The organism is Sulfurimonas marina (genome assembly GCF_014905095.1).
GTDB lineage: Bacteria > Campylobacterota > Campylobacteria > Campylobacterales > Sulfurimonadaceae > Sulfurimonas > Sulfurimonas marina.
In genome coordinates, this window is sequence record NZ_CP041165.1 from 1,683,810 (window position 1) to 1,707,981 (window position 24,172).

Annotated in this window: 26 protein-coding genes, 2 tRNA genes and 1 other RNA gene; 16 read left to right on the forward strand and 13 right to left on the reverse strand. The window is 37.0% G+C overall.

Annotation, left to right across the window (positions count from 1 at the left end):
* Positions 1-38 precede the first annotated feature (38 nt).
* Together FJR03_RS08590 and FJR03_RS08595 are read left to right on the forward strand one after the other, a co-directional pair.
* On the forward strand, positions 39-2,132 hold the full coding sequence (locus FJR03_RS08590; protein ID WP_193113105.1) for an RNA degradosome polyphosphate kinase: 2,094 nt from the start codon (positions 39-41) through the stop codon (positions 2,130-2,132).
* Positions 2,133-2,147: 15 nt separating this feature from the next.
* A complete protein-coding gene (locus FJR03_RS08595) occupies positions 2,148-2,681 on the forward strand; it encodes a gamma carbonic anhydrase family protein (protein WP_193113106.1) in 534 nt (177 codons plus the stop codon).
* Here FJR03_RS08595 and FJR03_RS08600 read toward each other — a convergent pair.
* From FJR03_RS08600 to FJR03_RS08615, 4 genes are read right to left on the reverse strand one after another with little or no spacing between them, the layout of a single operon-like run.
* Positions 2,678-4,270 carry a SulP family inorganic anion transporter gene (locus FJR03_RS08600; RefSeq protein WP_193113107.1) on the reverse strand — a complete coding sequence of 531 codons (1,593 nt, stop codon included), beginning with the start codon at positions 4,268-4,270 and terminating at the stop codon, positions 2,678-2,680. The genes FJR03_RS08595 and FJR03_RS08600 overlap by 4 nt on opposite strands.
* On the reverse strand, positions 4,257-4,916 hold the full coding sequence (locus tag FJR03_RS08605; RefSeq protein WP_193113108.1) for a carbonic anhydrase: 660 nt from the start codon (positions 4,914-4,916) through the stop codon (positions 4,257-4,259). Before FJR03_RS08605 ends, FJR03_RS08600 begins: the two co-directional genes overlap by 14 nt.
* Before the next feature lie 57 nt (positions 4,917-4,973).
* Positions 4,974-5,246 (reverse strand): hypothetical protein, encoded by a 273-nt coding sequence (locus tag FJR03_RS08610; protein ID WP_193113109.1) that lies wholly within the window; start codon positions 5,244-5,246, stop codon positions 4,974-4,976.
* A 37-nt stretch (positions 5,247-5,283) separates the two neighbouring features.
* Positions 5,284-6,420, reverse strand: a complete 1,137-nt coding sequence (locus tag FJR03_RS08615) for a hypothetical protein (protein WP_193113110.1) — start codon at positions 6,418-6,420, stop codon at positions 5,284-5,286.
* Between the two features lie 168 nt (positions 6,421-6,588).
* Here FJR03_RS08615 and FJR03_RS08620 point away from each other — a divergent pair, with 168 nt between their 5' ends.
* A complete protein-coding gene (locus FJR03_RS08620; protein ID WP_193113111.1) occupies positions 6,589-6,732 on the forward strand; it encodes a hypothetical protein in 144 nt (47 codons plus the stop codon).
* Positions 6,733-6,781: 49 nt separating this feature from the next.
* Here FJR03_RS08620 and argJ read toward each other — a convergent pair whose 3' ends face one another.
* The 3 genes from argJ to rpmB are packed head-to-tail and all read right to left on the reverse strand — an operon-like array spanning position 6,782 to position 9,287.
* Entirely contained in the window at positions 6,782-7,960 is a 1,179-nt protein-coding gene (gene argJ / locus FJR03_RS08625; RefSeq protein ID WP_193113112.1) for a bifunctional glutamate N-acetyltransferase/amino-acid acetyltransferase ArgJ, read from the reverse strand.
* Positions 7,953-9,083 (reverse strand): potassium channel family protein, encoded by a 1,131-nt coding sequence (locus FJR03_RS08630; protein ID WP_193113113.1) that lies wholly within the window; start codon positions 9,081-9,083, stop codon positions 7,953-7,955. The genes argJ and FJR03_RS08630 overlap by 8 nt, the downstream gene beginning before the upstream one ends.
* 15 nt (positions 9,084-9,098) lie before the next feature.
* Positions 9,099-9,287: a 50S ribosomal protein L28 gene (gene rpmB, locus FJR03_RS08635; RefSeq protein WP_013326380.1), complete on the reverse strand. Its 189-nt coding sequence runs from the start codon at positions 9,285-9,287 to the stop codon at positions 9,099-9,101.
* Positions 9,288-9,446: 159 nt separating this feature from the next.
* Between rpmB and FJR03_RS08640 the strand changes: the two genes are divergently transcribed.
* Genes FJR03_RS08640 through FJR03_RS08660 form a run of 5 tightly spaced genes read left to right on the forward strand, consistent with a single transcriptional unit; the run spans position 9,447 to position 13,718 of the window.
* A complete protein-coding gene (locus FJR03_RS08640; protein WP_193113114.1) occupies positions 9,447-10,244 on the forward strand; it encodes an HDOD domain-containing protein in 798 nt (265 codons plus the stop codon).
* A complete protein-coding gene (locus FJR03_RS08645; RefSeq protein ID WP_193113115.1) occupies positions 10,244-11,638 on the forward strand; it encodes a chemotaxis protein CheX in 1,395 nt (464 codons plus the stop codon). Before FJR03_RS08640 ends, FJR03_RS08645 begins: the two co-directional genes overlap by 1 nt.
* Before the next feature lie 51 nt (positions 11,639-11,689).
* The gene (gene rpe, locus FJR03_RS08650; RefSeq protein WP_193114795.1) at positions 11,690-12,331 is read left to right on the forward strand and encodes a ribulose-phosphate 3-epimerase; all 642 of its coding nucleotides are present in this window, start codon (positions 11,690-11,692) and stop codon (positions 12,329-12,331) included.
* 18 nt (positions 12,332-12,349) lie between these two features.
* Complete coding sequence (locus FJR03_RS08655) at positions 12,350-12,937, forward strand: phosphoribosylanthranilate isomerase (protein ID WP_193114796.1); 588 nt, start codon at positions 12,350-12,352, stop codon at positions 12,935-12,937.
* On the forward strand, positions 12,924-13,718 hold the full coding sequence (locus FJR03_RS08660) for a 3'-5' exonuclease (RefSeq protein ID WP_193113116.1): 795 nt from the start codon (positions 12,924-12,926) through the stop codon (positions 13,716-13,718). The genes FJR03_RS08655 and FJR03_RS08660 overlap by 14 nt, the downstream gene beginning before the upstream one ends.
* A gap of 7 nt (positions 13,719-13,725) precedes the next feature.
* Here the strand turns inward: FJR03_RS08660 and accA are convergent, their stop codons facing one another.
* The 5 genes from accA to gpmI form a co-directional block, all read right to left on the reverse strand.
* Entirely contained in the window at positions 13,726-14,661 is a 936-nt protein-coding gene (accA, locus tag FJR03_RS08665; protein ID WP_193113117.1) for an acetyl-CoA carboxylase carboxyl transferase subunit alpha, read from the reverse strand.
* Positions 14,662-14,677: 16 nt separating this feature from the next.
* Positions 14,678-15,895 carry a beta-ketoacyl-ACP synthase II gene (locus tag FJR03_RS08670; protein WP_193113118.1) on the reverse strand — a complete coding sequence of 406 codons (1,218 nt, stop codon included), beginning with the start codon at positions 15,893-15,895 and terminating at the stop codon, positions 14,678-14,680.
* A 120-nt stretch (positions 15,896-16,015) separates the two neighbouring features.
* Entirely contained in the window at positions 16,016-16,246 is a 231-nt protein-coding gene (gene acpP, locus FJR03_RS08675) for an acyl carrier protein (RefSeq protein WP_193113119.1), read from the reverse strand.
* A 63-nt stretch (positions 16,247-16,309) separates the two neighbouring features.
* Positions 16,310-17,056 carry a 3-oxoacyl-ACP reductase FabG gene (fabG, locus tag FJR03_RS08680; RefSeq protein WP_193113120.1) on the reverse strand — a complete coding sequence of 249 codons (747 nt, stop codon included), beginning with the start codon at positions 17,054-17,056 and terminating at the stop codon, positions 16,310-16,312.
* A gap of 104 nt (positions 17,057-17,160) precedes the next feature.
* Entirely contained in the window at positions 17,161-18,636 is a 1,476-nt protein-coding gene (gene gpmI, locus FJR03_RS08685; protein WP_193113121.1) for a 2,3-bisphosphoglycerate-independent phosphoglycerate mutase, read from the reverse strand.
* A gap of 83 nt (positions 18,637-18,719) precedes the next feature.
* On the opposite strand from gpmI, the gene mraY reads away from it, so the two are divergent.
* From mraY to FJR03_RS08710, 5 genes are all read left to right on the forward strand, one after another.
* Entirely contained in the window at positions 18,720-19,781 is a 1,062-nt protein-coding gene (mraY, locus tag FJR03_RS08690; protein WP_193113122.1) for a phospho-N-acetylmuramoyl-pentapeptide-transferase, read from the forward strand.
* Positions 19,778-20,341 (forward strand): phosphoribosylglycinamide formyltransferase, encoded by a 564-nt coding sequence (gene purN / locus FJR03_RS08695; protein ID WP_193113123.1) that lies wholly within the window; start codon positions 19,778-19,780, stop codon positions 20,339-20,341. The genes mraY and purN overlap by 4 nt, the downstream gene beginning before the upstream one ends.
* The gene (locus tag FJR03_RS08700) at positions 20,329-20,928 is read left to right on the forward strand and encodes a trimeric intracellular cation channel family protein (RefSeq protein WP_193113124.1); all 600 of its coding nucleotides are present in this window, start codon (positions 20,329-20,331) and stop codon (positions 20,926-20,928) included. Before purN ends, FJR03_RS08700 begins: the two co-directional genes overlap by 13 nt.
* A 45-nt stretch (positions 20,929-20,973) precedes the next feature.
* Positions 20,974-21,049, forward strand: a tRNA-Phe gene (locus FJR03_RS08705).
* A gap of 24 nt (positions 21,050-21,073) precedes the next feature.
* A tRNA-Phe gene (locus tag FJR03_RS08710) sits at positions 21,074-21,149 on the forward strand.
* Positions 21,150-21,186: 37 nt separating this feature from the next.
* On the opposite strand, the gene FJR03_RS08715 is transcribed toward FJR03_RS08710, so the two are convergent.
* A complete protein-coding gene (locus tag FJR03_RS08715) occupies positions 21,187-21,651 on the reverse strand; it encodes a cupin domain-containing protein (RefSeq protein WP_193113125.1) in 465 nt (154 codons plus the stop codon).
* 173 nt (positions 21,652-21,824) lie between these two features.
* Between FJR03_RS08715 and ssrA the strand changes: the two genes are divergently transcribed.
* The 3 genes from ssrA to FJR03_RS08730 all read left to right on the forward strand — a co-directional run bounded on the left by ssrA (position 21,825) and on the right by FJR03_RS08730 (position 24,081).
* Positions 21,825-22,200, forward strand: a transfer-messenger RNA (tmRNA) gene (ssrA, locus tag FJR03_RS08720).
* 170 nt (positions 22,201-22,370) lie between these two features.
* Positions 22,371-23,612, forward strand: a complete 1,242-nt coding sequence (locus tag FJR03_RS08725) for a tyrosine-type recombinase/integrase (protein WP_193113126.1) — start codon at positions 22,371-22,373, stop codon at positions 23,610-23,612.
* Positions 23,605-24,081, forward strand: a complete 477-nt coding sequence (locus FJR03_RS08730; RefSeq protein ID WP_193113127.1) for a hypothetical protein — start codon at positions 23,605-23,607, stop codon at positions 24,079-24,081. The genes FJR03_RS08725 and FJR03_RS08730 overlap by 8 nt, the downstream gene beginning before the upstream one ends.
* Positions 24,082-24,172: the final 91 nt, after the last annotated feature.

Sequence of the window (24,172 nt, forward strand, 5' to 3'; positions counted from 1 at the left end):
ATAATACATAAAAACTATACTTAATAGGGCTAGATTGTATGTTAAACTTAAAAAATCCAAATTTTTATAATAACCGCGAACTCTCGTGGTTACAATTTAATACAAGAGTTCTCAAACAGGTACAAGACGATAGCTTACCACTTTTAGAGCGTTTAAAATTTCTTGCTATCTACGGAACAAATTTAGATGAATTTTATATGATCCGTGTAGCGGGACTGAAAAAACTTTTCTCTGCGGGGATCATCGTCTCAGGTGCAGACAGACTCACGCCCCTGCAACAACTAAGAGAGATAAGAACCTATCTTCACCAAGAACAGCAGGTTGTAGAACACTGTAGAACCGAGATTTTTAAAAAGCTTGAAAATGAGGGGATCAGTGTAAAAAGCTATAATGAGCTTAACAATCAGGATAAACATAAAGTAAATCAGTACTTTCAAGAAAATATCTATCCTGTTATTATCCCTATTGCCGTTGATGCGACACACCCTTTCCCACACCTAAACAACCTCAGTTTCGGTTTGATCGTAAAACTTCAAGATACCGAAAACTTGAGTATTGAGCGTTTTGGGATTGTACGTGTACCTCGTGTTTTAAACAGATACGTAGAGCTTGGAAACGGTATCTATATACCTATCGAGAGTGTTGTTGAGCAACATATCGATGAGCTTTTTCCTGGATACAAACTGATGAAATATGCATCGTTTCGTGTAACGAGAAATGCAGATATCGAGATCGAGGAGGAGGAAGCTGACGATTTTATGGAGATCCTTGAAGAGGGTCTGAAGCTTCGTAGAAAAGGGGAGATGGTTCGTCTTGAGGTTGGAAGTAATGCAGACAGCGAGATCATTAACTTCTTTAACCGTCATGCAAATATCTATAAAGACGATATCTACACTTTCCATACAGACCTGAACCTCTCAAGTCTGTGGCAAATAGTGGGCAATAAAGATTACGCACATCTCTTATCACCGTCGTTTAAACCGAAAAACTTACCGCCTTTAGACGGTAATGAAAACATCTTCGGTGTACTAGATAAACAAGATATCTTTATGTACCATCCGTACGAGAGTTTTGAGCCGATCGTAAAACTGATTCAAACTGCTGCAAAAGACCCTGATGTAGTATCGATCAAGATGACACTTTACCGCTCAGGGCAAAACTCGCCAATTGTAAAAGCGTTAATGGATGCGAGTGAAAGCGGTAAACAGGTAACGGTTATGGTTGAGCTAAAAGCACGTTTCGATGAAGAGAACAACCTTATCTGGGCAAAAGCATTAGAGAAATCGGGTGCACATGTTATCTACGGTATCAAGGGCTTAAAAGTTCACGCAAAAGCTGCTCTTGTAACTCGCAGAATTAACGGCAGACTAAAACAGTACGCGCACTTAGGGACTGGAAACTACAACCCTTCAACTGCTAAAATCTATACAGATATGAGTTATATGACAAGTAAAGATGTGGTGACAAACGATCTGACACGTTTTTTTCACTTCCTAACAGGTTTTAGTAAAAAAGGGAAGCTTAACGAACTCTATATGGCCCCATCACAGATCAAGCCGAAGATCCTTTCACTTATCCACAATGAAACGCGTCAAGGTGAAAACGGACGTATTATCGCAAAGATCAATTCACTCGTTGATGACGATGTGATCCGTGCACTCTACAAAGCGAGTCAGGCGGGTGTAAAAGTTGATCTTATTGTTCGCGGGATCTGTTGTCTTAAACCTGGGATTGAAGGTGTTAGTGAAAACATCAGAGTTATCTCAATACTTGGGAAATATCTTGAACATGCACGTACATTTTACTTTAAAAACGATGCATCGCAAGTGTATATCTCAAGTGCTGACTGGATGCCGAGAAACCTTGTAAGACGTATTGAGCTTTTAACGGCTGTTAAAGATGAAAATGCAAAGAAAAAAATCATTCAGATCTTAAACCTCCAATGCTCAGATAACGTTCTGGCACATGAGCTTCAAAGCGATGGGACATATACAAAAGTAAAAGCGGATGAGCGCTCGATCAACAGCCATAAACTCCTAGAAGAGTATGTGAACAAGATCACGAAAGCGACAAGAAAAGAATCATCCACAAATATTCAACATTTAGTTGAGAGATTATTTATAGAAAGTTAAAAAGAGTAAAAGAAAATGATACATAAATTTAAAGATTATGAACCTAAAATTGGTAAGAATACATGGACTGCACCATCAGCTGATGTGATCGGAGATGTTGAGATAGGTGAAGATTGTTCTATCTGGTTTGGAACGGTAATAAGAGGCGATGTGCACTACATCAAAATCGGAGACAGAACAAGTGTTCAGGACTGTTCTATGATCCATGTTACACACCATAAAGGTGAAGACAGATATAAAAAGGGGGATGGAAGTCCAACTATCATAGGAAACGATGTAACAATCGGGCACCGCGTAATGCTTCACGGCTGTAAAATCGAAGATGCATGTCTCATCGGAATGAGTGCAACTATACTTGATAATGCCGTAATCGGAAAAGAGAGCATCGTAGGTGCAGGAAGCTTAGTTACTAAAGGGAAAAAATTTCCACCAAGAAGCTTAATTATGGGTAGTCCTGCAAAAGTTGTACGTGAACTTACAGATGAAGAGGTAGCCGAGCTTTACGCATCGGCTAAACGTTACGTTTCTTTTAAGAACGAATACAACTAAATCTTTACAGCTTTGCTAAACGCTGTAAAATCGTCATAAAGATTCTCTTTTTCGACAAGGTTAGGGATTAGTTTTACTTTTTCAAACATATCTTTTGGTTGTGTCTGCATCCCAAAGAAATAGACATCTATCCCTTTTTGTCTTAAAGAGATTATCGTCTCCTCCATCACATAAAGTCCACTTTGATCGATGTACGGGACATCAAGCATATTAAAAACAACTGCTTCAACCTCCGGCATCTCACGAACTATCTCTTTAAATCCAAATGTAAAACCGAAAAATATAGGCCCTTCAAAATGTTGCATATACACTTTTTTACCCATCTCCTCACAACTTGGAGTATGCAATTTCCCTTTTGCGTTTGCATGAGCATTTTCACTCATCTGCTTCATAAACCACAATGAGGCCATTACCATTCCTGCAGCAACCGCTTGTAAAAGATCTACTAAAACAGTTAAAAGAAGCACTACAATCATAATAACTGCATCAGAACGTGGAATATAGCGGATATCTTTTAAACCTTTATAGTCTATAATCCCTATCCCTACAGTGATCAAAATTCCGGCAAGAACACTAAGTGGAATCACTTTCGCATACACTCCTGCACCTATTAAAACCAGAAGTAGTATAACACCGTGAACAAATCCTGAGAGCTTTGTTTTTCCTCCGGAATTGATATTTACAACCGTACGCATAGTCGCACCTGCACCAGGAAGTCCTCCTATAAGACCGGCTATAGAGTTACCGATTCCCTGTCCGATGAGTTCTTTATTTGATTGGTGTTGCGTTTTTGTCATATTGTCCGCAACAACAGACGTAAGTAAAGAGTCGATCGCACCTAAAGCAGACAAAGTAATTGCTGAAACAACAATAAGCATCGGATCGTGCCAGTTTGTCGGTACCAAGGAGTCTAAATGAAGTGTAGGCAATCCCGTTGGGATCTCACCGATTACCGCTACATCCAACTCTAAGAAATAAGCTACAAGGGTAAAAAGTATCAGCGCTACAAGCGTTGAAGGCACCGCTTTGGTTACCTTTGGAAACAGGTAGATCGTAGCTATTGTCCCAAGTGCTAAAAAAACAGCCGCAGGGTTAAATCCTGTAAAAACCTGATCTAAAGATTTTAACGTTTCTATGATCCCTTTTGGAGCTTCGAGTCCGGCAAAAGGAAAAATTTGTAAAATAATTATGATCACACCGATACCGCTCATAAAACCTGAGATCACAGGATATGGCATATACTTAATATAGGTCCCTATACGGATAACACCCATAAAGATCTGCAATAATCCGGCAAGGATAAAGGTTGCTAAAATTGAAGGAAGGGCTGCTTCCAATGTTCCAAAATGGGCAATTTGTGCAGCGATCACCGTTGCAGCAACTACCGTCATAGGCCCTGTCGGTCCACTGATCTGTGTTTTTGTTCCGCCAAAAAGTGCCGCAAATATTCCAAGTGCTATTGCCCCGTATAATCCTGCAATAGCCCCCATACCTGAACCCACTCCAAACGCTAGAGCAAGAGGCAGTGCTACAATAGCTGCAGTCAATCCTCCAAAAAGGTCACCGCGAAAATGATTAAACTGCAACATTATCACCCTCTTTTATAAGTGATTTAAATGCATGTTCATCTGGATCGTAGTACTCAATAGCCCCTGTTTGAATATCGTACATCCATCCATGAATATGGATAGTTTCATTTGCAACACCCTCTTTGATATATGGATAAGTTAAGAGGTTTTCAATTTGTGAAATCACAGAGAGTTTTTCAGTCAAACGCAGCAACTCCTCTTTAGAAGCATCTTTTCCAAGTGCGAGTTTTGCAAGTGCTTTTGGTTTCTCTCCAAGTGTCAGCCATTTTTTTGTATGAATAAACGAGTCGTCGTCAAGTTCCGAGTATAACGAAGCGATAGCACCGCAATGGGTATGTCCGCAGATAATTATTTCTGAAACATTTAAAGCATTAACAGCATACTCTATCCCTGTTGCTGTTGAGTGAAACTCCTCATCGGGCTTATAGGGTGCTACAAAGTTCCCTACATTTCTCAGTACAAAAAGTTCACCTGGTGCAGTTTGTGTAATCAGGTTTGGTATAACCCGAGAATCTGCACATCCTATAAATAAAGCTTTGGGATTTTGTCCATTTTTAACAAGATCGAGTAACTCTTCAGAGTGTTTTTTAAAATAACTGTTCACAAAGATCTCATTACCGTCTAATAATCCACTTTTTTTGATCATTATAATATTCCTTAATTAGTATTTTTCTAGTATAAAATTGGTTAAAATTGAGGTATATTAAACGATTGGCGGTTTTAAATGAGGGGGTGAGAGCAACTCTTTATAAAGATCGAGTTGTGGATGATTTGTACATATATCCTGTATACAAACAGTTTTATAGTCAATTTTTGCACATGCCAGATCATCTCTGTCATCACTTATCTGTATCTCTTCGCTGAGTTCACACTCCTCTATAGAGGTAGTGATGTGTGTACTCGGATCTTCTGCAAATGCCACAGAACTAAAAGTAACAGAAGTGATGAAAACAAAGACTAAAAGCAGAAATTTCATGGAGAAATTTTATCTCTAAATAGTAAATAAACAGATTCTAATATATCAGACTAAGCCCAACACCAACTGTTTCAAACTCACTTGCAGTAGCTTTTACTTTTACATAATTTGCATTCAAAAAGATATGTTCAAAAAATAGATGTGAATATTTCAAAGCGTACCCTTTTTCTTGTTCGTTATCAACGGTGTATATTAATCGTACTTGTCCATTTTCAAATACAGGTGCATTGATAGAAGTTTCCAGACCATAATAGTCTTCATTAGCTACTCTGTCATTGTTCTCATATACCCCTGTAACATTTACATATCCATATTCTAAATCAAGCTCAAGAGGTACCATAACAGAGAGCCTCTCTCCAAGTATAATCTCTGACGGTGAATATGTTGCAATCTCAGAATCACTTTGTGTTGCCCAAATCTTATTTACAATGGCAGAGATGCTTAACAGGTCATATTCATACTCTATACTTCCCATAAGGGAGTTTTCATTATTTAGTTTTCCAACAACTCCTCCAAGTACTGAAAAAGTAAAACCACTGTTATTCATGTAAGAGTATTCAGCCCCGTATATCGGTTTTAGATTCCCTCTATCAATTGGAGAGATATAAAGATCAGGCATATCAGATAAACCTGAATTCTCAGAAGAATCTGGATACGGTAGTAATACCCCTGCTCGCATCAGATGTGTTTTTGTTTGATTGTACTGTATATATATCTTCTCTCGTATCAGTTTTAACTCTCTCTCATTCGCAGTTGGTGTTGAGTAAATATATGCAAACCTAGCCCCTGCAAACATGGAGAAATTTTTACTCAAAGAACCAGATGAAAGAAGTGTCATAATCGGATTATTCACCTCATTCTCTTTTTTCATCTCCCCTTTTGGCGTTGAACGGGTAACCTCACCATTTTTATTCATCACACCTAAAAAGATACCAACAGGTACTACACTCTCTTCATCACTGAGTACTTTTTGTAATGTTGTTGTATCGCTTTGAGAAAAACGCATACCGTTTCGTAAAAACTCTTTTCCTGTACTGTTTAGCATTGGTGGAAGTGCAACGTGACAAGTGTTACAGTTTGTATTGTATTGACGTGCAAATATTGTTGTGGCACTCAATTGAGTAACAGCGCTAAAAAGAGCTAAAACAATAAATACTTTTTTTATACTTTTCATTAAAAAACCTTTTTTACTTTATGGTTGAAATTTTACACATTTAACCTTAAATATCAATTATGATAATCGTTACTAATATTATATCATCCTTCTGCCTCACTATGACTTTTATAATTACCTAAGTTATCTTGAACTATCATATATATAACATTACTCAAAGGGGACGTTATGATAGATAAAAAGAAAGTGAAAAAATTCCTTAAAAAAGAATTGAAAAACCTGCTCAAAAAAGAGCTGAAACAAGATATAAAAAAGAACATTAAAGATTACAAGAAAAAAGAGAAAGCTGAAAAAAAGTCTAAAAAGAAATAAGGCGTTAGTGAGTGAGGAATAACTCTACTCCTCAACTCATAAACGATTATTAAGTTCTGTAATCTGCGTTAATTTTAACGTATTCATATCCAAGATCACAGCCGAATGCTGTAAATTCGCCTGAACCTAAACCTAAATCGCAAGAGATTGTGAACTCATCTTTTTTCATCACTGCTGCCGCAACTTTTTCCATCTCGGCATCAAAATAAAGCTTCCCTTTTTCATATACACATACATCGTCAAAAGAGATTGTCAATGTTTCCTCTTTTGCTTCTGCTCCGCTTGCACCGACTGTTGAAGCGATACGCCCCCAGTTTGGATCTTCCCCATAAAGCGCAGTTTTTACAAGTAATGAATTTGAAAGCGCTTTTGCAACCACTTCAGCTTCACGGTCATCTTTTGCACCCGTTACTTTATAGGTTACGAGTTTTGTAGCACCCTCACCATCTTTTACCATCTGCTTTGCCATAAACTCCATGATCTGATGCAGTGCATCCTCAAATGCTTCCTCATCGTAAGCACCGCTTTTAGAGTTAGAAAGGAGCATTACAGTATCGTTTGTAGATGTATCACCATCAACTGAAGCAGCATTAAATGTAGTTATAACTACACGATCAAGTATCTTTTGCATTGTAGCGTTTGCAACATCTGCATCAGTCGTGATAAAACACAACATTGTAGCCATTGCAGGGTTGATCATCCCTGCCCCTTTTGCCATAGCACCGATGTTAAACGAGCTACCGTCACGTAGTGTCACTTGAAATGCAATCTCTTTTTTAAAGCTGTCCGTTGTCATAATAGCTTGAGCAGCACTTGTCGGATTTTGTTGTGTAAGGTCAAACTGAGCTAAACCGTTGATAAGCTTCTCTTTCGGTAATCTTACACCGATAACACCCGTTGAACTCATTACAGGATTTACAGCTTTGCTAGGTAAGTGAGAAAGAACCTCTTCAATATCATCAACACCGGCATCACCTGTCATAGCATTGGCATTTTTCGAGTTAATAAGTACAAAGTTTGTTTTAAAGTCACCCTTTGACTTAAAATGTTTAATAGGTGCAGCTGCCATCTTATTTGTTGTAAAAGTTGATGCAATTTCACACATTGTATCTGCATAAATAAATGCCATGTCTTTAGCATTGTTTGCTTTTAAACCGGCACTAATACCATCTGCATAAAAACCGTTAGCGGCACAAACACCGCCCTCTATTTTCTCTAATTTATACAAACTTCAGCTCCTTAGGCTTCAATCTTTTTCTTAAAATGTCTCTTGTTGTTCGAATACCTGCTTGTGTTCCAATTACTAAAAGTCTACATTCACTTGTAACTAAAACATCACCTTTTGGCATTGCGACAAACTTTCCGTCTTTTTTCGTAATACCTACAACAGATGTGTTTGCGATCTGTCTTATATGTGTCTCTTTAAGCTTTTTTAGAACTGCCCATGAGTACTTCGGTACCTCGATCTCTTGCATATCAATTGGATTATCTGTTTTATAAAGAAACTCTTCTAAAAGGTTCTCCATATCAGGTCTTGCTGCCATTGCAGAGACCCTTTGAGCTGTCAATTTTGTAGGACTAACAACCGTATCAGAACCCAGTTTTTTCAGCTTTTCTACATCACTCATAGATTCAGCTGCAGAGATAACATAATATGGACGAGGTAAAAAGTGTTCTTTTTCAAACAATCTTACAGATGCAATTAGAGCAATATTATCCGCAATAGAATCAGATAGTGTGATCATACCTTTAGCAGAAGCTAAATGCGCTTTTAACATCGACAACTCTGCATGCGGTTCAGCCTGTAAGAAATGGGGATATTTATACTCTAATGCCCATTCATGGATTTCAGGTCTTGGGTCTATTACTACAAACGGTATATGATTTTTACGTAACTGTTTGGTTACTTCGATCGTATAATCGTTATGGTAACACACAACAAAATGTTTCTTCAATCTTGCGATTTTATACAACATTCTTCGCTCCTTGAGTATAGCTACTATATGCCCCTTGTTTAGTTCTGAAACTAAAATACCGATCGCACTTGAAAATACTGCAAATCCTGCAATGATCAGATTGATCGTAAAAATTCTACCTGCATCAGATATAGGACGGATCTCTCCAAAACCTACTGTGGTAAATGTAACAGCTGTTTGATATATCGCATCAATGATTGGAAAATCATCTATAAGTACGTAACCTATAGTTCCGATTAGCATCACTACTACGGTTAAAATTAGGGGTAAACGAAATGCTTTTAGGTGAGGGTAAACTTCCGGAAGAAGTTTTGAGTCGGGTTTGGGAGCAATCTCCCAATTTAGGAATTTACGAATCCTTTCTAAAAGATTCAAACTATATTCCTAAAACTACGAATTTTTCTTAAGTGTGCGTAATTCTCTTGCAGAAATCTTAATCTTTTTCGTTGTACCATCTTCTAATGTGATACGCACTGTTCTTAGGTTTAATAAAAAACGACGCTTAGTTCTGTTTTTTGCGTGAGAAACATTGTTTCCACTCATCGGCCCTTTGCCGCTGATAGCACATCTTCTTGCCATTTCAGTATCCTTGAATGATATTTAAAGTTGCGAATTATACCAAATTAAAGCAAAACTTCAACTTAAGCGAAATAATTCTAACGCTCTAATAGCGATTTATAATTCTTTTATGTAATTATAGCTAGAATTAAGCCAATTACAAAATAAAAAGTAGATAAGTTGATTACTAAAACACAAATAGATAATTTCATAGAGAAGATCCCCCCGTCTCCTCAGGTTTTAAAACAAACGGTAGCTATTCTTAATCAAGGGGAATTAAGCAAAGCGGCTAAAGTAGCATCTCAAGATGCAGCAATGAGCAGTTATCTCAAAAATATTGTCAACAAACCTATCTATGGCTTTAGACAAGAGGTAAAAGACATATCTCAAATCTTTGGTATTTTAGGGCTATCAGGTTCCCAACAAGCTGTATATAACTATATGATAAGTTTACTCAGCCCTGCAAAATGGTCACTTTTTAAACTCAACTCACACACTTTTTACGAACTCCAGGCAATACTTACTACAAACTGGCAAAAGATTTTAAAACACCTCAATATTGAAAATAAAGATATTGAATCTGCAATCACTCTGCTTCCTGCAAGTATTATCGTTGCAGATGCACTTTTTGGGGAAAAGTTAGATGATGTAAATCTTTTAAGAAGTGCAAACGCGATAGATTACAACACTATTTTAGAGAGATTATGTAAGATGGATCTTTTCGATATTTGTGAAGAGATCGCAAAAAAATGGGAGATGGATGAAGTTACTTCAAATATTGTCCAATGTGCATCGGGAGTTAAACCTTCAGAAGATGAACAGATCAACCTACTTGGTAAATGGATGCATCTGCTTCTATTTTACACTTTATCTAAACCGGAATTTATAGAAGCCACACTCAATGATTTCGTCGACTTTCAGATCGACTTTGTTGAAGATATCTATCCCGACTTTATTACTTTAATGGATGTACAATAATGAGAGCAGTTGTAAAAAACGGGATAGGAGTATTCCATCCCCAAGGTTTTTTAGACGGGAATGCAGTAACTTCTCTACTGAGTGTAGAAGATATTGAGGCTACACTAAAATTAAATGTAGAGATGGTTTTAGTATCGCTAAAAAAAGTGATCTTTTTTAATAGAAACGGTTTAGACGCTTTTGTAAAAATGTTTCAAAAAGTAAGAAGTGAAAACCAAAGTATGGTAGGTTTTTGTGACTATGATCCTAAAAAATATGAAGCGATAATGAAGTTTTATTCCGACGGTCTAAACTTTTCACTCTTTCAAACACTAGAAATTGCCGAACTATTGACCTCTAGCTTTAGAAATCAACAAAAGAATGTACTTCTTTTTAGTGACGATAAATCACAACGTGCAGCTATGGCTATAGAACTCCACGACAATGGGCATAACCCGATAATTGCACAAACGCAAGAGGAGTTTGATGAAAAATCTAAAGCAAAAGATTCTTACGATCTTATTATTGAAAATACATATCTCGGACAGATGGGACAAAAGGTCGCAACTCGTGTTACCGGTAATGCCATCATCTATACGGTAAGTTCATTTTTAGATGCAGAGATCGGGACTACCTTTAATATAGCCTACCATAATAACTCTCTGCAAATTGGGTTTAGACTCTTTATATTTGATGCCTATAAAGTTGTCAGTATGAATATTCATGCCCTAAACTTTTTCTCTAAACTCGCTTCTTCAGCAGCTGAGTTTAATGCTACTATCTGTTTTGTGGGAATGACTTTTGATAAAACTCCAAAAGAGTTTAAAGAGACACTTGAAGATGCAGGTATCATGTTTTTTAATCAGATGGATGATATTTTACAAAACAAAGAGTTATTAAACGATCTGGGTGCAAGTAGTGCAGCTGCTACAAAAAATAAACGTGCCCTTACTAAACAAGTAGTTAGCGAACTGCCAAACTTCATTGATGCATCCGTTGCAACTATTGAGATGATGACAAATGCGCAAGCAGTGAAAAAAAATGCCAAAGTTGACAAAATTATTATCAAAGAGAAACAGGGTAAAGTTGCAAGTTCTATCGGATTTTACGGAGATATAGACGGAATGGTAATCTTAGTATTTCCTCTGAGTATTGCACAAAAAGCTTGTGAGCTTCTTATCGGCGAAGAGACCCACGATAAAGAACTTATCTTAGATACACTTGCAGAACTTGTAAATATTGTAGGCGGTAAGATTAAAACTTTACTTGCTGATGAGAATATCAGTGTAGATATTACATTACCTAGAACCTATCCGGATATTGATTCACTCCTAGAAATTACACAAGGAAGAAGTGCCGTAGAAGTTGATCTCGCCTTTAGTAATGACAGGTTTTTATTTTTCTTAACAAGATAAAAGCTATTTTCATCTATAATTTCGTAACTTATTAATATGGATTTTATAATGATGCAAGTAGCTCCAAGTATTTTGTCTGCCGATTTTGGTAATCTCGCTCGTGACGTGCAAGAGATTTGTGAAGGTGGTTGTGACCTAGTTCACGTTGATGTAATGGATGGACATTTTGTTCCAAACCTAACAATCGGCCCTGTTGTTGTAGAGGCTGTTGCAAAAGCTGCGACGAAACCACTTGATGTTCACTTAATGGTAGAGAACAATACTTTTTTTGTTGAGCTGTTTGCTCCTTTAAAACCTGAGTATATCTCTTTTCATATCGAAGAGGAGAAACACCCTCACAGACTTATTCAAAAGATCAGAAGTTACGGGATTAAACCTGCTATTGTTTTAAACCCTCATACACCACCTGAATCTATCGAATTTTTATTACAAGACTTAGATATGGTTTTACTTATGAGTGTAAACCCTGGATTTGGCGGACAAAGCTTTATCGATACTGTTATTCCAAAAGCTGCACGTCTAAAAGAGATGCGTGATCGTATCAATCCTAACTGTCTGATCGAAGTTGACGGCGGTGTAAGTGATAAAAATGTACAGACACTAAAAGATGCAGGTGTAGATGTTGTTGTTGCAGGAAGCTATGTGTTTAAACATGAAAACAGAGCTGAAGCTATCAAGAGTTTACAAGTTTAAAAGTTTCCGATTATGGCAATGCGTACAAAAATCTGTGGAATAACTTCAGTTGAAGATGCAATGAATGCGATCGAAGCCGGAGCGAATGCTCTTGGTTTTGTATTTTATGAAAAATCTCCAAGATATCTCACAATCACACAGGCACAAGAGATTATTAAGCAACTTCCCCCTTTTGTAGAAAAAGTAGCACTTTTTGTAAATGTTTCACCAAAAGAAGTAAATGATACTTGTAAAAAAGTTGGCGCTACACTTGCCCAACTTCATTTCGAAGTAGATGAAGATTTTTGTGCACAGTTAGAAATTCCTCATATTAAAGTTGTTCGAGCTAAAAATAAAGAGGATATATCTCAGTTTTCTGAAGAATACAGACTTGTTGATGCATACTGTGAAGCGTATGGCGGCGCAGGAAAAAGAATTAATATAGAATGGTTTGATGGAGTTGACTGTTCTAAGATTATCCTTGCCGGAGGACTTGATCCAGACAATGTAGCATCACTCAAAAAGTACGGTTTTTATGGGGTAGATGTTAGCAGTGGTGTTGAAATTAGCCATGGTAAAAAAGATCCAAATAAAGTGAAAGAGTTTATCAAAAATGCTACGACATAATATCTGTCTTGACGATAAAAGTATCTCAAGACTCTCAACAAGAGGTTTATCTCTTAAAACATTAAAAGATCAACTTAACGATGAGCTAGATACATCACTAGAGCTTTTTAAACTCCAAGGTTTGAACATTGTAAAGCATGAAGGATATTTCTACTTTGACACACGTTTCATACCTATTGAGGAAGCGGAGTTTTGTATCGTAGATATTGAGACAAACGGTTCTAAAATTGAGAAACATCAAATAATTGAAATAGCAGCTGTAAAAGTGCTAAACAATAAAATCATAGACAAGTTTGAATCTTTGGTATATGTAGAGCAGATCAACCCTGCAATCACTGAAATCACAGGGATAAAAGCAGAAGATACAAAAGATGCTCCACAACTTCACAAAGTTTTAGAAGAGTTTCGTATCTTTTTAGGTGATGCTATATTTGTAGCACATGACGTAAAGTTTGATTATATGTTTATCTCTAAGAGTATGGAGAAGATAGGACTGCCACCACTACTGAACCGTTCACTCTGCTCACTAGCACTTGCAGAAAGAACAATCGTTTCATATAGATACGCTCTCTCATATTTAAATGATTCCCTTAACCTCAATCCAAATGCACAGCACCATAGAGCTATGAGCGATGTCCTCACTACATACGGACTATTTTTATTATCGTTAGAGAAACTGGATGAAAATATAAAAAATGTGGAAGATTTGATAAATTTTTCGAAAGAAGCTAAAAGGCTCAAACGTCCGAAGTTTGACCCTTTGGCTAAAAAAGAGGAGTAATTTTAAATTACTCTGCGAAAGCACCCGGTTTTACAAGTTTATTGTAACGAGCTTCCATACGCTCTTCTTCACTCATAGATTTTAAATCTTTAAGAGACTCTAGAACATAATCAGCGATTGCTGTTGCAGCCGCTTCTTTTTCACGGTGAGCACCGATTAAAGGTTCATTAATAATATCATCGATTAAATCAAGCTCTTTAAGGTCTGCAGCAATAATTTTCATAGCATTTGTTGCAGCTTCAACTTTTGCAGGATCGTTCCATAAAATTGCCGAACAACCCTCTGGTGAGATAACGCTAAATACAGAGTAACGCATCATAGCAAATTTATCTGCAACACCAATTGCAAGAGCACCACCCGAACCACCTTCACCGATTACGATAGAGATAGTAGGTACTTTTAATTCAGCAAATTCTAAAAGGTTTCTAGCGATTGCTTCAGACTGGTTACGTTCTTCTGCTCCAATTCCTGGATATGCACCCGGAGTGTCTACTAGCATTACGATAGGCATACCGAATTTTTCAGCTAGTTTTGCAGCACGTAAAGCTTTACGATACCCTTCAGGGTGTGGCATACCAAAGTTACGTTTTAACTTGTTTTTTGTACCACGCCCTTTTTGTTCACCGATAACCATAACTTTTTCGTCACCGATGTACCCCATATAACAGATAATTGCAGCGTCATCACGGAAGTGTCTATCCCCGTGGATCTCATACTTATCTCTTACAATTAAATTAATATAATCAAGTGCATATGGGCGATCTAGGTGACGAGCTAGTTGTAATTTTTGAAAATCAGTAAGATTCCCATAAATTTTTTCAACTTCACTCTCTAGATTTGCCTGTAACTTTTCAACTGCTGCATAGTCATGACGAACTTGTGCAGAGATGATATCCTCTTGAATGAACTTGATTTTGTGTTCAAAGTCTAAGTATGTTGCCACATTATTTCCTTATCGTTTATATCTTTTTGAAGATAAGAACGCCGTTCGTTCCACCAAATCCAAAAGAGTTAGACATAACTACATTTAGTTCAGCTTTTCTTGCACCTTCAGTAACGTAATCTAAATCACAGTTTTCATCCGGTGTTTCATAGTTAATAGTTGGAGGGATAATACCATCTCTCATAGCCATTAAACATGTAACTGCTTCAATACCACCTGCAGCACCTAAACAGTGACCGATTTGCCCTTTAATTGAACTCATTGGAGGACAATTTTCTTTTCCGCCAAGAAGCTCTTTAACAGCTGCAGTTTCGTTTTTATCGTTGATCGGTGTTGAAGTACCGTGTGCATTTACATAGTCAACTTTTGGACGACCAGCCATCTCGTATGCTGCTTTCATAGCACGTGCCGGACCATCAAGACTTGGAGTAGTAATGTGGTTAGCATCTCCACTTTCACCAAACCCGATAATCTCACCATAAATTTTAGCACCACGAGCGACTGCCATATCATACTCTTCAAGAATAAGAGCAGCAGCACCTTCACCCATTACGAAACCGTCACGACCGGCATCAAACGGACGAGAAGCATGTTTTGGATCGTCATTTCTAGTTGAAAGTGCTTTCATAGCAGCAAATCCACCAACACCTACACCAGTAATTGCAGACTCAGCTGAAACAACTAACATTCTGTCAGCACCGTTACACATAATAGTTTTACAAGCTTCACTTACTGCGTGAGTACCAGCTGCACAAGCAGTTACAGAAGAAAGGTTAGGACCTTGAACGCCGTGTTCAATAGAAACGAATCCACCAAGCATGTTTACAAGTGCTCCAGGGATAAAGAACGGAGAAATTCTTCTAGCACCACGTGTCTCTAAAATTACAGAGTTTTTCTCGATTGATGGAAGACCACCGATACCACTACCAGCTGAAATACCGAATCTTGTTTTATCAATATCATCACCGAATGCCGCATCTTCCATAGCTTCAGCAGCAGCTTTTAAACCAAAGTGAATAAATCTATCAGCTTTTTTCACCTCTTTTGGAGGCATAACAGTTGATGGATCAAAATCTTTTACTTCACCTGCAATTTTTACAGAAAAGTTTTCCGGGTCAAAAATAGTAATAGTGTCAATACCACATGCACCATCACAAATTGCTTTAAATGAACTCTCTTTGTCATTTCCAACAGAGTTAATCATACCTAACCCAGTTACTACCACTCTTCTCATTAAATATCTCCGTAATATAAATTAAATATTTTTATAAACTAACTATAAAAATTAATTGGTAAAAATACTTCAAATTTTTATAAAAGGGGCAAACCCTTTTATAATAAAAACTAATTTTTCTTAGTTTTTGCTCTCAATGTAAGCAACTACATCAGCAACAGTTTGAATTTTTTCAGCTTCATCATCTGGAATTTCGATATCGAATTTCTCTTCTAGAGCCATTACTAGTTCAACAACGTCAAGGCTATCAGCACCTAAATCTTCAACGAATTTTGCGTCCTCTTTAACTTCATCAGCGCTTACGCTTAGTTGTTCAACTACTACTTCTTTAATATCATCTAAAAGTGCCATTATAGCTCCTATATTTAAGTTTTAAAATCTCGTAATTATATCATAAATATCTTAGATAAAGATTTATGCCATATTCATTCCGCCGTTAACTTTCAGCGTTTCACCCGTAATGTACGATGCGTGATCAGATAGTAAAAATGCCACAGATTCAGCGATTTCTCTAGCTTCACCCATTCTCTGCATTGGAATTTTTTCATTAAGTGCTGCTTTTACATCGTCACTTAAAACTTCTGTCATTTCAGTTGAGATGAAACCAGGAGTAACAGTGTTATATCTAATTCCGCTTGTTGCAGCTTCTAATGCGAATGATTTTGTCATAGCAATAACTCCACCTTTACTTGCAGAGTAGTTTGTTTGACCTGCATTTCCAGTTTCACCCACGATTGAAGCGATATTTACAACTGAACCGAATTTTTTCTTTCTAGCCCCTTTGAAAAATTCACGACATCCGATAAAACAAGATGTTAGGTTTGCATTGATTACAGACATAAAATCTTCTGTTTTCATACGAAGTGCAAGTTTATCGTTTGTAATACCTGCATTGTTTACTAAGTATGAAAGTTCTCCGTCGCTATCGATAATAGTTTTAATAGCATCAGTAAATGCAGCTTCATCACTTACGTCAAAACCGATAACTGCTGCAGAACCGCCTGCTGCTTCGATCTCTTCTTTTACTTTATCAGCTGCTTCAGCGCCGCTTCTGTAGTTTACCCATACTTTTAAACCGAAACCTGCTAAAGTTTTTGCAACTTCAGCACCGATTCCACGACTTGAACCTGTAACTAATACATTTTTTCCACTAAATTTCATTAAAATTATTCTCCCTTTTCATTTAATTTACGATGTCGGAAGTAATTCCGCCATCTACGCCAACGCTATGTTCACTTCAGCAGTGAGCTCACGCAACTAGTTGCTTAAACTAGTGAATGGTCCATCTCTGCCGGAACTTCAAGCTCCATCAGTTTTAAAACAGTCGGTGCGATGTTATTTAAACCGCCAGATTCAACTTTACTTACACCTTCTGCTTCAACGAAACACCAAACTTTTCCAACTGTGTGGTTTGTAAGAATATTTCCTTCATCATCTTTCATCTCTTCACAGTTTCCATGATCAGATGTCAGTACAAATGCATACTCTTTATCTTTTGCTTTTGTAAAGATTTTGCCAAGTTCAGCATCAACTGCTTCAACAGCTTTAACAGCAGCATCGAAATCTCCCGTATGTCCAACCATGTCACCGTTTGCAAAGTTTACTACGATAAAGTCGTACTCTTCATCCATTGCTTTGAGAACTGCTTCACCCACTTCACGTGCGCTCATCTCAGGTTTCATATCATACGTTTTTACGTTTGGTGATGGAATTAAGACACGAGTTTCGTTTGCGTACGGTTCATCGATTCCACCGTTTAGGAAAAATGTCACGTGTGCATATTTTTCTGTTTCTGCCGTATGTAGTTGACGAAGGTTATTGTTACTAATCACTTCTGCCAAAGTATTTTTCGGTGCTTCTTTTTTGAAAAGTACAGGATAAGTAAAACTTTTATCATATTCTGTAATCGTAGCTAGATTAATATTGATAGCTTTTCTTTCAAATTCGCTAAACTCATTTGAAGCAAGAGCAGTTACCATTTCACGCATTCTATCACTTCTAAAGTTGATAGTAAGAACAGCATCACCCTCTTCCATACCTTCGTAACCTTCAAAAGCAGTCGGTTCCATAAACTCATCTGTTTCACCTAATGAGTACGAGTGTCCAACATACGCTTCAGGGTTCATTGAAGTTTTCGGTTCAGCATGTACGATTGCATCGTATCCGCGCTTAACTCTTTCCCATCTGTTATCTCTGTCCATTGAGTAAAAACGTCCAGAGATAGTTGCGATAGAGATATTATCGTTCAGATGTTCATTCACGATTTTAAGATATTTATTTGCCGATGTAGGAGATACGTCTCTACCGTCTGTAATAAGGTGTAAAAATACTTTTTTCCCTGCTTTAGCCGCAATATCTGCTATTCCCATAAAGTGATCGATATGAGAGTGTACACCACCGTCACTCATAAGCCCTATTAAATGTAATCTGTTAGAAGTTCCAAGAAGATTTACCAACTCTTCGTTGTGCTCTAAAGTTTGTTCTTCTAAAGCCAAAGAGATCTTTACCAAATCTTGGTATAAAATTCTTCCGCTTCCGATAGTCATATGTCCAACTTCAGAGTTCCCCATCTGACCTTCAGGTAAACCAACACTTAACCCAAACGTATCGATTAAAGAGTGGGGAGTGTTTTCAAAAAGTTTGTCATATGTAGGTTTATTTGCGTGATAAAATGCATTACTCTCTGTTTTTGCACAGTAGCCAATCCCATCTGTAATCACTAAAACTGCTTTTTTACTCAATTTTATTCCTAGCTATAAAAATTTAACGTATTATACTATAATACCCTTTCATTTTTACAAACAAAGCTTAAACAGGACAAATATTGATTTATTATTTACACCAATTTTTAGACATAAATATTCTCGGATATATCACTATCCGTGCAGGTATAGCGTTCTTTATCGCTCTTTTATTTACTCTTTTTTTAATGCCTAAGTTTATTAAATGGGCACAGAAAACATCTAGTGTTCAACCAATCAACGAGTGGGCTCCGGACCGACATCAGGAAAAAGCCAAAACACCTACAATGGGTGGTATTGTTTTCATTGGTGCTACAGTATTTGCATCGCTTTTAACTATTAACTTTGAGAACCTTTTTGCTCTGGGTGCTATCCTTACACTTCTGCTTTTCTCACTTATAGGTTTTCAGGATGACTTTGCAAAGATCAAAAAAAGCGAGAACTTGGCAGGACTCAAAGCGCGTACAAAACTTGTTTTACAAATAACTTCTGCTTTAATTATCGCTGCATATCTCTGTTTCTTCGCAGGATTTAATACAGATTTTTATGTGCCTTTTGTTAAATCACCCCTCTTTGATATGGGTGTTTTTGCACTAGCTTTATGGGTATTGGTAATTGTTGCAACATCAAATGCGGTTAATCTGACTGACGGTCTTGACGGTCTTGCTACCGTTCCATCGATTGCGGCACTAAGCTCTTTTGCTATTATCCTTTATGCAACTGGTAATGCAGTAATCAGTGAATATCTTTTAATTCCAAACATCCCTGTCGGTGAAGTAAGCATTGTAGCAAGTGCGCTTATAGGTGCACTTGCAGGCTTTTTATGGTACAACTGCCATCCGGCAGAAGTGTTTATGGGGGACAGCGGTTCACTTACAATCGGTGCATTTTTAGGCTACCTTGCAGTTATCTCAAAAAGTGAGATTTTACTGCTTCTTATCGGTTCTATTTTCGTTATCGAGACACTCTCTGTTATCTTACAGGTTGGAAGCTATAAACTCAGAAATAAAAGAGTCTTTTTAATGGCACCTATCCACCACCATTTCGAGATGAAAAACTGGGCTGAAAACAAGATCATTGTTCGTTTTTGGATCATAGCCATCCTCTCAAATATTCTTGCACTAATTACACTTAAAATCAGATGACAAAAATTGCCATACTAGCCTCACACAACGGGAGTAACTTAGACCCGATCTACGAGGCTATACAAGAGAATAAACTTGATGCAGCCATCTCTTTGGTTATCTCAAACAATACAGATGCAAATGTTTTAAAAAAAGCACAAAAACTAGCTCTTAAAAACCATCTAATAAATGCAAAAACAGTAAACGATCCTGATCAAAGTATTTACGATCTCTGTTCTGAAAATGAGATCGATATGATCGTCTTGTCAGGGTATATGAAAAAACTATCATCTGCACTGACAAGAGATTTTAATATTATCAACTCTCACCCTTCCCTTTTACCAAAATACGGTGGTTCTGGGATGTATGGAAGATTTGTTCATGAAGCAGTGATCGCAAACAGTGAAACAAAAAGCGGCGTGAGTATTCATTTTGTAAATGAAGAGTATGATGAAGGGAAGATTATTCTCCAAAAAGAGCTTCTCTTAACAAAAGATGAAACTCCAATTTCATTAGAAGCTCGTGTTAAAGAGCTGGAAAAACAAGCTATTGTGGAAGCTTTAGAGACATGTTTGAGATAAGTGAATATATCGGTATTATCGCTTTTGCAATGAGTGGTTTTTTTGTCGGTGTGAAAAACAGGCTCGATCTTCTCGGCATACTTATCTCAACATTTTTAACAGCCCTCGGCGGCGGTGTAATTCGTGATGTGATCGTAGATCGTCCCCCTTTTACATTTACCCATACCTATCCGGCACTCACTATCTTGCTTGTGATGTTGGGACTTATCATATTTCAATACCACAAACGCAACTCTATTGAGAACAAACCGCTCTTTATACTGAGTGATTCCATAGGGCTTGTATCGTTTAGTATATCGGGAGCTATTATAGGTTTGGAAGCAGATTTCAATCTTACAGGCGTGATCGCAACTTCATTTATCACTGCCGTGGGCGGAGGGATCGCAAGGGACGTAATCATTAATGAGATCCCTTTTGTGCTAAAAACAGGTTTTTACGGTACGATCGCCATACTTATAGCACTTAGCGTATATCTTTTAGAGATGTTTTCACTGCTAAATCTGGTAACAACCACTGCACTATTTTTTCTCTTTTTAACGCTTCGACTGGTTGCTTTTTATAAAAAGTGGTCAATCCCTCTAATATAAGCTAACTTTCAGAACACAATAGATATACTTTCAGCCTTAAAAGACGGCCTGTTAGCTCAGTCGGTAGAGCAAGTGACTGAAAATCACTGTGTCCTTGGTTCGATTCCGAGACAGGCCACCACTTCTTTTAAGTCTTTACAACAATGGCCAATTAGCTCAGTCGGTAGAGCAAGTGACTGAAAATCACTGTGTCCTTGGTTCGATTCCGAGATTGGCCACCATCCTTTCAACTTTTATTTTACAACTTTTTATCACCAATTAATCTTGAGTAGACTTCATTATTTCAAAAGCGTCAATAGGTTCTTCAAAAGCGATAAATAAAACACAAGACTCACCTTTTTCACAATACGCACGATGTGGATGTTTTGATGGTCCATAAGCATATGTTCCTGTTGTTAGTACTTCCTCATTTTGATTATCATACTTCACAGTCATTGTTCCAGATACAAGTACCATACGCTCTGCAGATGTATGCCAATGATACGGTATATCATATTCCGCAGGTACTTTAAAGAAAACATCTGTATTCTTTTTTGCAGGGTCGCCTTGTAAGACTGCAATTTTACACTCCTTTCCAAGAAATGCCGGACAAGGTCCCCATTGGAGCTCTGAACTGTCATGTTTATATGCTAAAGCAACTGCACTGTTCTCCTCAGCAAAACTAAATGTTGAAAATACCATTGTAATGAGAGTAATTACAATAAGGTTATCTATCTTAAACATCTTGTCTCCTTTAAATGGAATCATAAGAGATCATTATAGAACTCTATATACTTAACAAAAATTAACTATGGGATATACTAAAAAAGATTAAGGTGTATGAAAATTAATAAAACCAATTTAACAAACTTTCGATATAATTTCAAAATACTATCTAAACATAGTTCTACAATTATGGGGCTGACCTGGTTTCGACGGGATTTGGTAGCTTTTAACTGCATGTCGGACTGAGCACTTCCGTTACGCGGCTCATCTGCGAATAAACGCAAACAATACAAATTATCGCCCAGCTTTAGCAGTAGCTTAAGTTTTTAACCCCTCGCAAGAGGCGGGCTGCTTCACCTGTTGACTCTAGATAGGCAGGATTCGAAGTATAACCCTTATGTAGATATATCTTGGGTCTGTCTCAGCTCAAGAAGAACCTCCGAGGCTCGTCTTGTGTAGCTTTGCAAGTTGTGTGAAGCAGGATTAAATTAAACAACTTCTCTAAGCATGTAGACGTTAGGAGTAGCTGAGTTTCGGACTGCGGTTCGATTCCGCACAGCTCCACCAACAAAAATTCTCATATATTCAAAAAACATTCAAAAAACCCATAAATATCGATACTTAAAACATTTTTCAATTTCCATAGTTATCTATACTTCTCTTTACTTCTCTGAAAAATGAGAGTATTATTGTGTGTAGAGAATAAATTCTACTCTCTTTTAATTGGAGTTACACACATGATAAGAGCAGAAAATAAACTTAATGATAAAGCGGTCAAATCAGCAAAGCCTGAAAATGCTACTTATAGTATTTCAGATGGTAAAGGTTTAACTTTACAAGTGCATCCCAATGGATCAAAGCTATGGCGTTTTCGTTATAGGATAGATGGAAAACAAAAAATGCTTTCTATGGGAAAGTATCCTGATGTTAGTTTAGCTGATGCACGTAGAAAGACACTTGAGGCTCGAACTATTGTAGCCGAGGGAAATGATCCTTCTCAAGTACGAAAGGACGTTAAACATCAAAAGAAAGCTATTAAAGAAGCTATAGAAAGAAAAACTACACACTCTTTTGAATTTGTTGCCAATGAAATTCTAAACTCTCGTTTTGAGAGAGGAGAGATTACTGAAGTACATTACAAACGTACCTATAGAGCTTTTGAAAATGATGTTTACCCTTTTATTGGTAGTTTAGAAGTAGCAGAAATCACACCAAACCAGATTATGGATATTGTGGAACGGGTAGAAGAACGAGGAGCACATGATAGTGCATATAAACTTTTTTATGCAATTAGTAAGATCTACAAAACTATCATAGCTAGAAGAAAATATGATGTCGAATTTTCTCCTACAGCATCGATCAGTATCGGTGAACTTATAGGTGCTAAAACAAAAAAACACTATCCAACAATTACAGATCGTAAAGGTATCAAAGGTTTACTTTTAGCTATTGAGTCATATCAAGGTGATTACTCTACAAAAATGGCTTTACAAGTATTGCCTCATGTTTTCCTACGTTCATCAAACATTCGTCATGCTGAGTGGAATGAAATCGACTTTAACGATCGTTTATGGCGTATTCCAGCTTCCAAGATGAAAACCAAAGAAGAGTTTTTAATTCCACTATCAGATCAAGTATTCACGCTTCTTAAAGAGATACACACATTTACAGGTCAAGAGCAATATGTTTTTCCGTCATATCGTTACAAAACTGCCCCGCTTTCAGATAACACTTTAATTGGTGCATTTCGTCGTATGGGCTACAGTAAAGAGGAATTTGTACCTCATAGTTTCCGTGCAATGTTTTCAACCATAGCACATGAGCAAGGAACTTTTAAACATGAAGTAATTGAAAAACAATTAGCTCATAGTGTAGGTAACTCAGTTTCTCAAGCTTACAACCGTTCAGAATACTTACAAGATCGTAAGGAACTTATGCAGTGGTGGAGCGACTATCTTGAGGAGGTGAAAAATGGATAAGGATTATATCAATAACTTTCAAGGTTCACCTGATTATGACCATATGAGTTTAGATGAATTTTTAACATTTCATAATGTTCCTGAATATCTAAACGAATATATGACAGACAAAAATTGTAAAAAATTGTCTACTCTATTTTTTGTTTCATCCATGATTTCTAACCATATAGCACATATTGCTATCGGGAACTATAGAGTAATTCATGATAAGGAGCAATTCAAGACTCCATATATAAATGCCCTCCAGACACTTAGAGAATTTAATAATTATTACGATGAAGATATACTGCTTGCATTGGAAAAAATAGAAGACATAATTCACTATAAAGCAATCTCTCTTAATAAACATAATGTACAAAATAAAAATAAATGGTTATCTGAACTTATAAATGCTGGATATACGAAAACTAAAGCTAAACAAATCATTATAGAATTGACTGATTATCATAAAAAAAATCTACAAGCATAGATCATAGAATTCATCTTTCCATTAAATTTATGGAAAATAAATTCAGCTATTAGAGCTTTTTTTTGCTTTAATTTCCTTATAAAAAATATCT

Coding starts and splice junctions, on each gene's coding strand:
- FJR03_RS08615 (WP_193113110.1), bottom strand. CDS start 6,420: ATGAAAAGTATAAAAAAAGTATTTATTGTTTTAGCTCTTTTTAGCGCT.
- FJR03_RS08605 (WP_193113108.1), bottom strand. CDS start 4,916: ATGATCAAAAAAAGTGGATTATTAGACGGTAATGAGATCTTTGTGAAC.
- FJR03_RS08645 (WP_193113115.1), top strand. CDS start 10,244: ATGAGAGCAGTTGTAAAAAACGGGATAGGAGTATTCCATCCCCAAGGT.
- FJR03_RS08600 (WP_193113107.1), bottom strand. CDS start 4,270: ATGTTGCAGTTTAATCATTTTCGCGGTGACCTTTTTGGAGGATTGACT.
- FJR03_RS08620 (WP_193113111.1), top strand. CDS start 6,589: ATGATAGATAAAAAGAAAGTGAAAAAATTCCTTAAAAAAGAATTGAAA.
- FJR03_RS08715 (WP_193113125.1), bottom strand. CDS start 21,651: ATGTTTAAGATAGATAACCTTATTGTAATTACTCTCATTACAATGGTA.
- FJR03_RS08595 (WP_193113106.1), top strand. CDS start 2,148: ATGATACATAAATTTAAAGATTATGAACCTAAAATTGGTAAGAATACA.
- FJR03_RS08655 (WP_193114796.1), top strand. CDS start 12,350: ATGCGTACAAAAATCTGTGGAATAACTTCAGTTGAAGATGCAATGAAT.
- rpmB (WP_013326380.1), bottom strand. CDS start 9,287: ATGGCAAGAAGATGTGCTATCAGCGGCAAAGGGCCGATGAGTGGAAAC.
- purN (WP_193113123.1), top strand. CDS start 19,778: ATGACAAAAATTGCCATACTAGCCTCACACAACGGGAGTAACTTAGAC.
- rpe (WP_193114795.1), top strand. CDS start 11,690: ATGCAAGTAGCTCCAAGTATTTTGTCTGCCGATTTTGGTAATCTCGCT.
- FJR03_RS08730 (WP_193113127.1), top strand. CDS start 23,605: ATGGATAAGGATTATATCAATAACTTTCAAGGTTCACCTGATTATGAC.
- FJR03_RS08700 (WP_193113124.1), top strand. CDS start 20,329: ATGTTTGAGATAAGTGAATATATCGGTATTATCGCTTTTGCAATGAGT.
- FJR03_RS08725 (WP_193113126.1), top strand. CDS start 22,371: ATGATAAGAGCAGAAAATAAACTTAATGATAAAGCGGTCAAATCAGCA.
- FJR03_RS08610 (WP_193113109.1), bottom strand. CDS start 5,246: ATGAAATTTCTGCTTTTAGTCTTTGTTTTCATCACTTCTGTTACTTTT.
- FJR03_RS08660 (WP_193113116.1), top strand. CDS start 12,924: ATGCTACGACATAATATCTGTCTTGACGATAAAAGTATCTCAAGACTC.
- fabG (WP_193113120.1), bottom strand. CDS start 17,056: ATGAAATTTAGTGGAAAAAATGTATTAGTTACAGGTTCAAGTCGTGGA.
- acpP (WP_193113119.1), bottom strand. CDS start 16,246: ATGGCACTTTTAGATGATATTAAAGAAGTAGTAGTTGAACAACTAAGC.
- FJR03_RS08670 (WP_193113118.1), bottom strand. CDS start 15,895: ATGAGAAGAGTGGTAGTAACTGGGTTAGGTATGATTAACTCTGTTGGA.
- FJR03_RS08590 (WP_193113105.1), top strand. CDS start 39: ATGTTAAACTTAAAAAATCCAAATTTTTATAATAACCGCGAACTCTCG.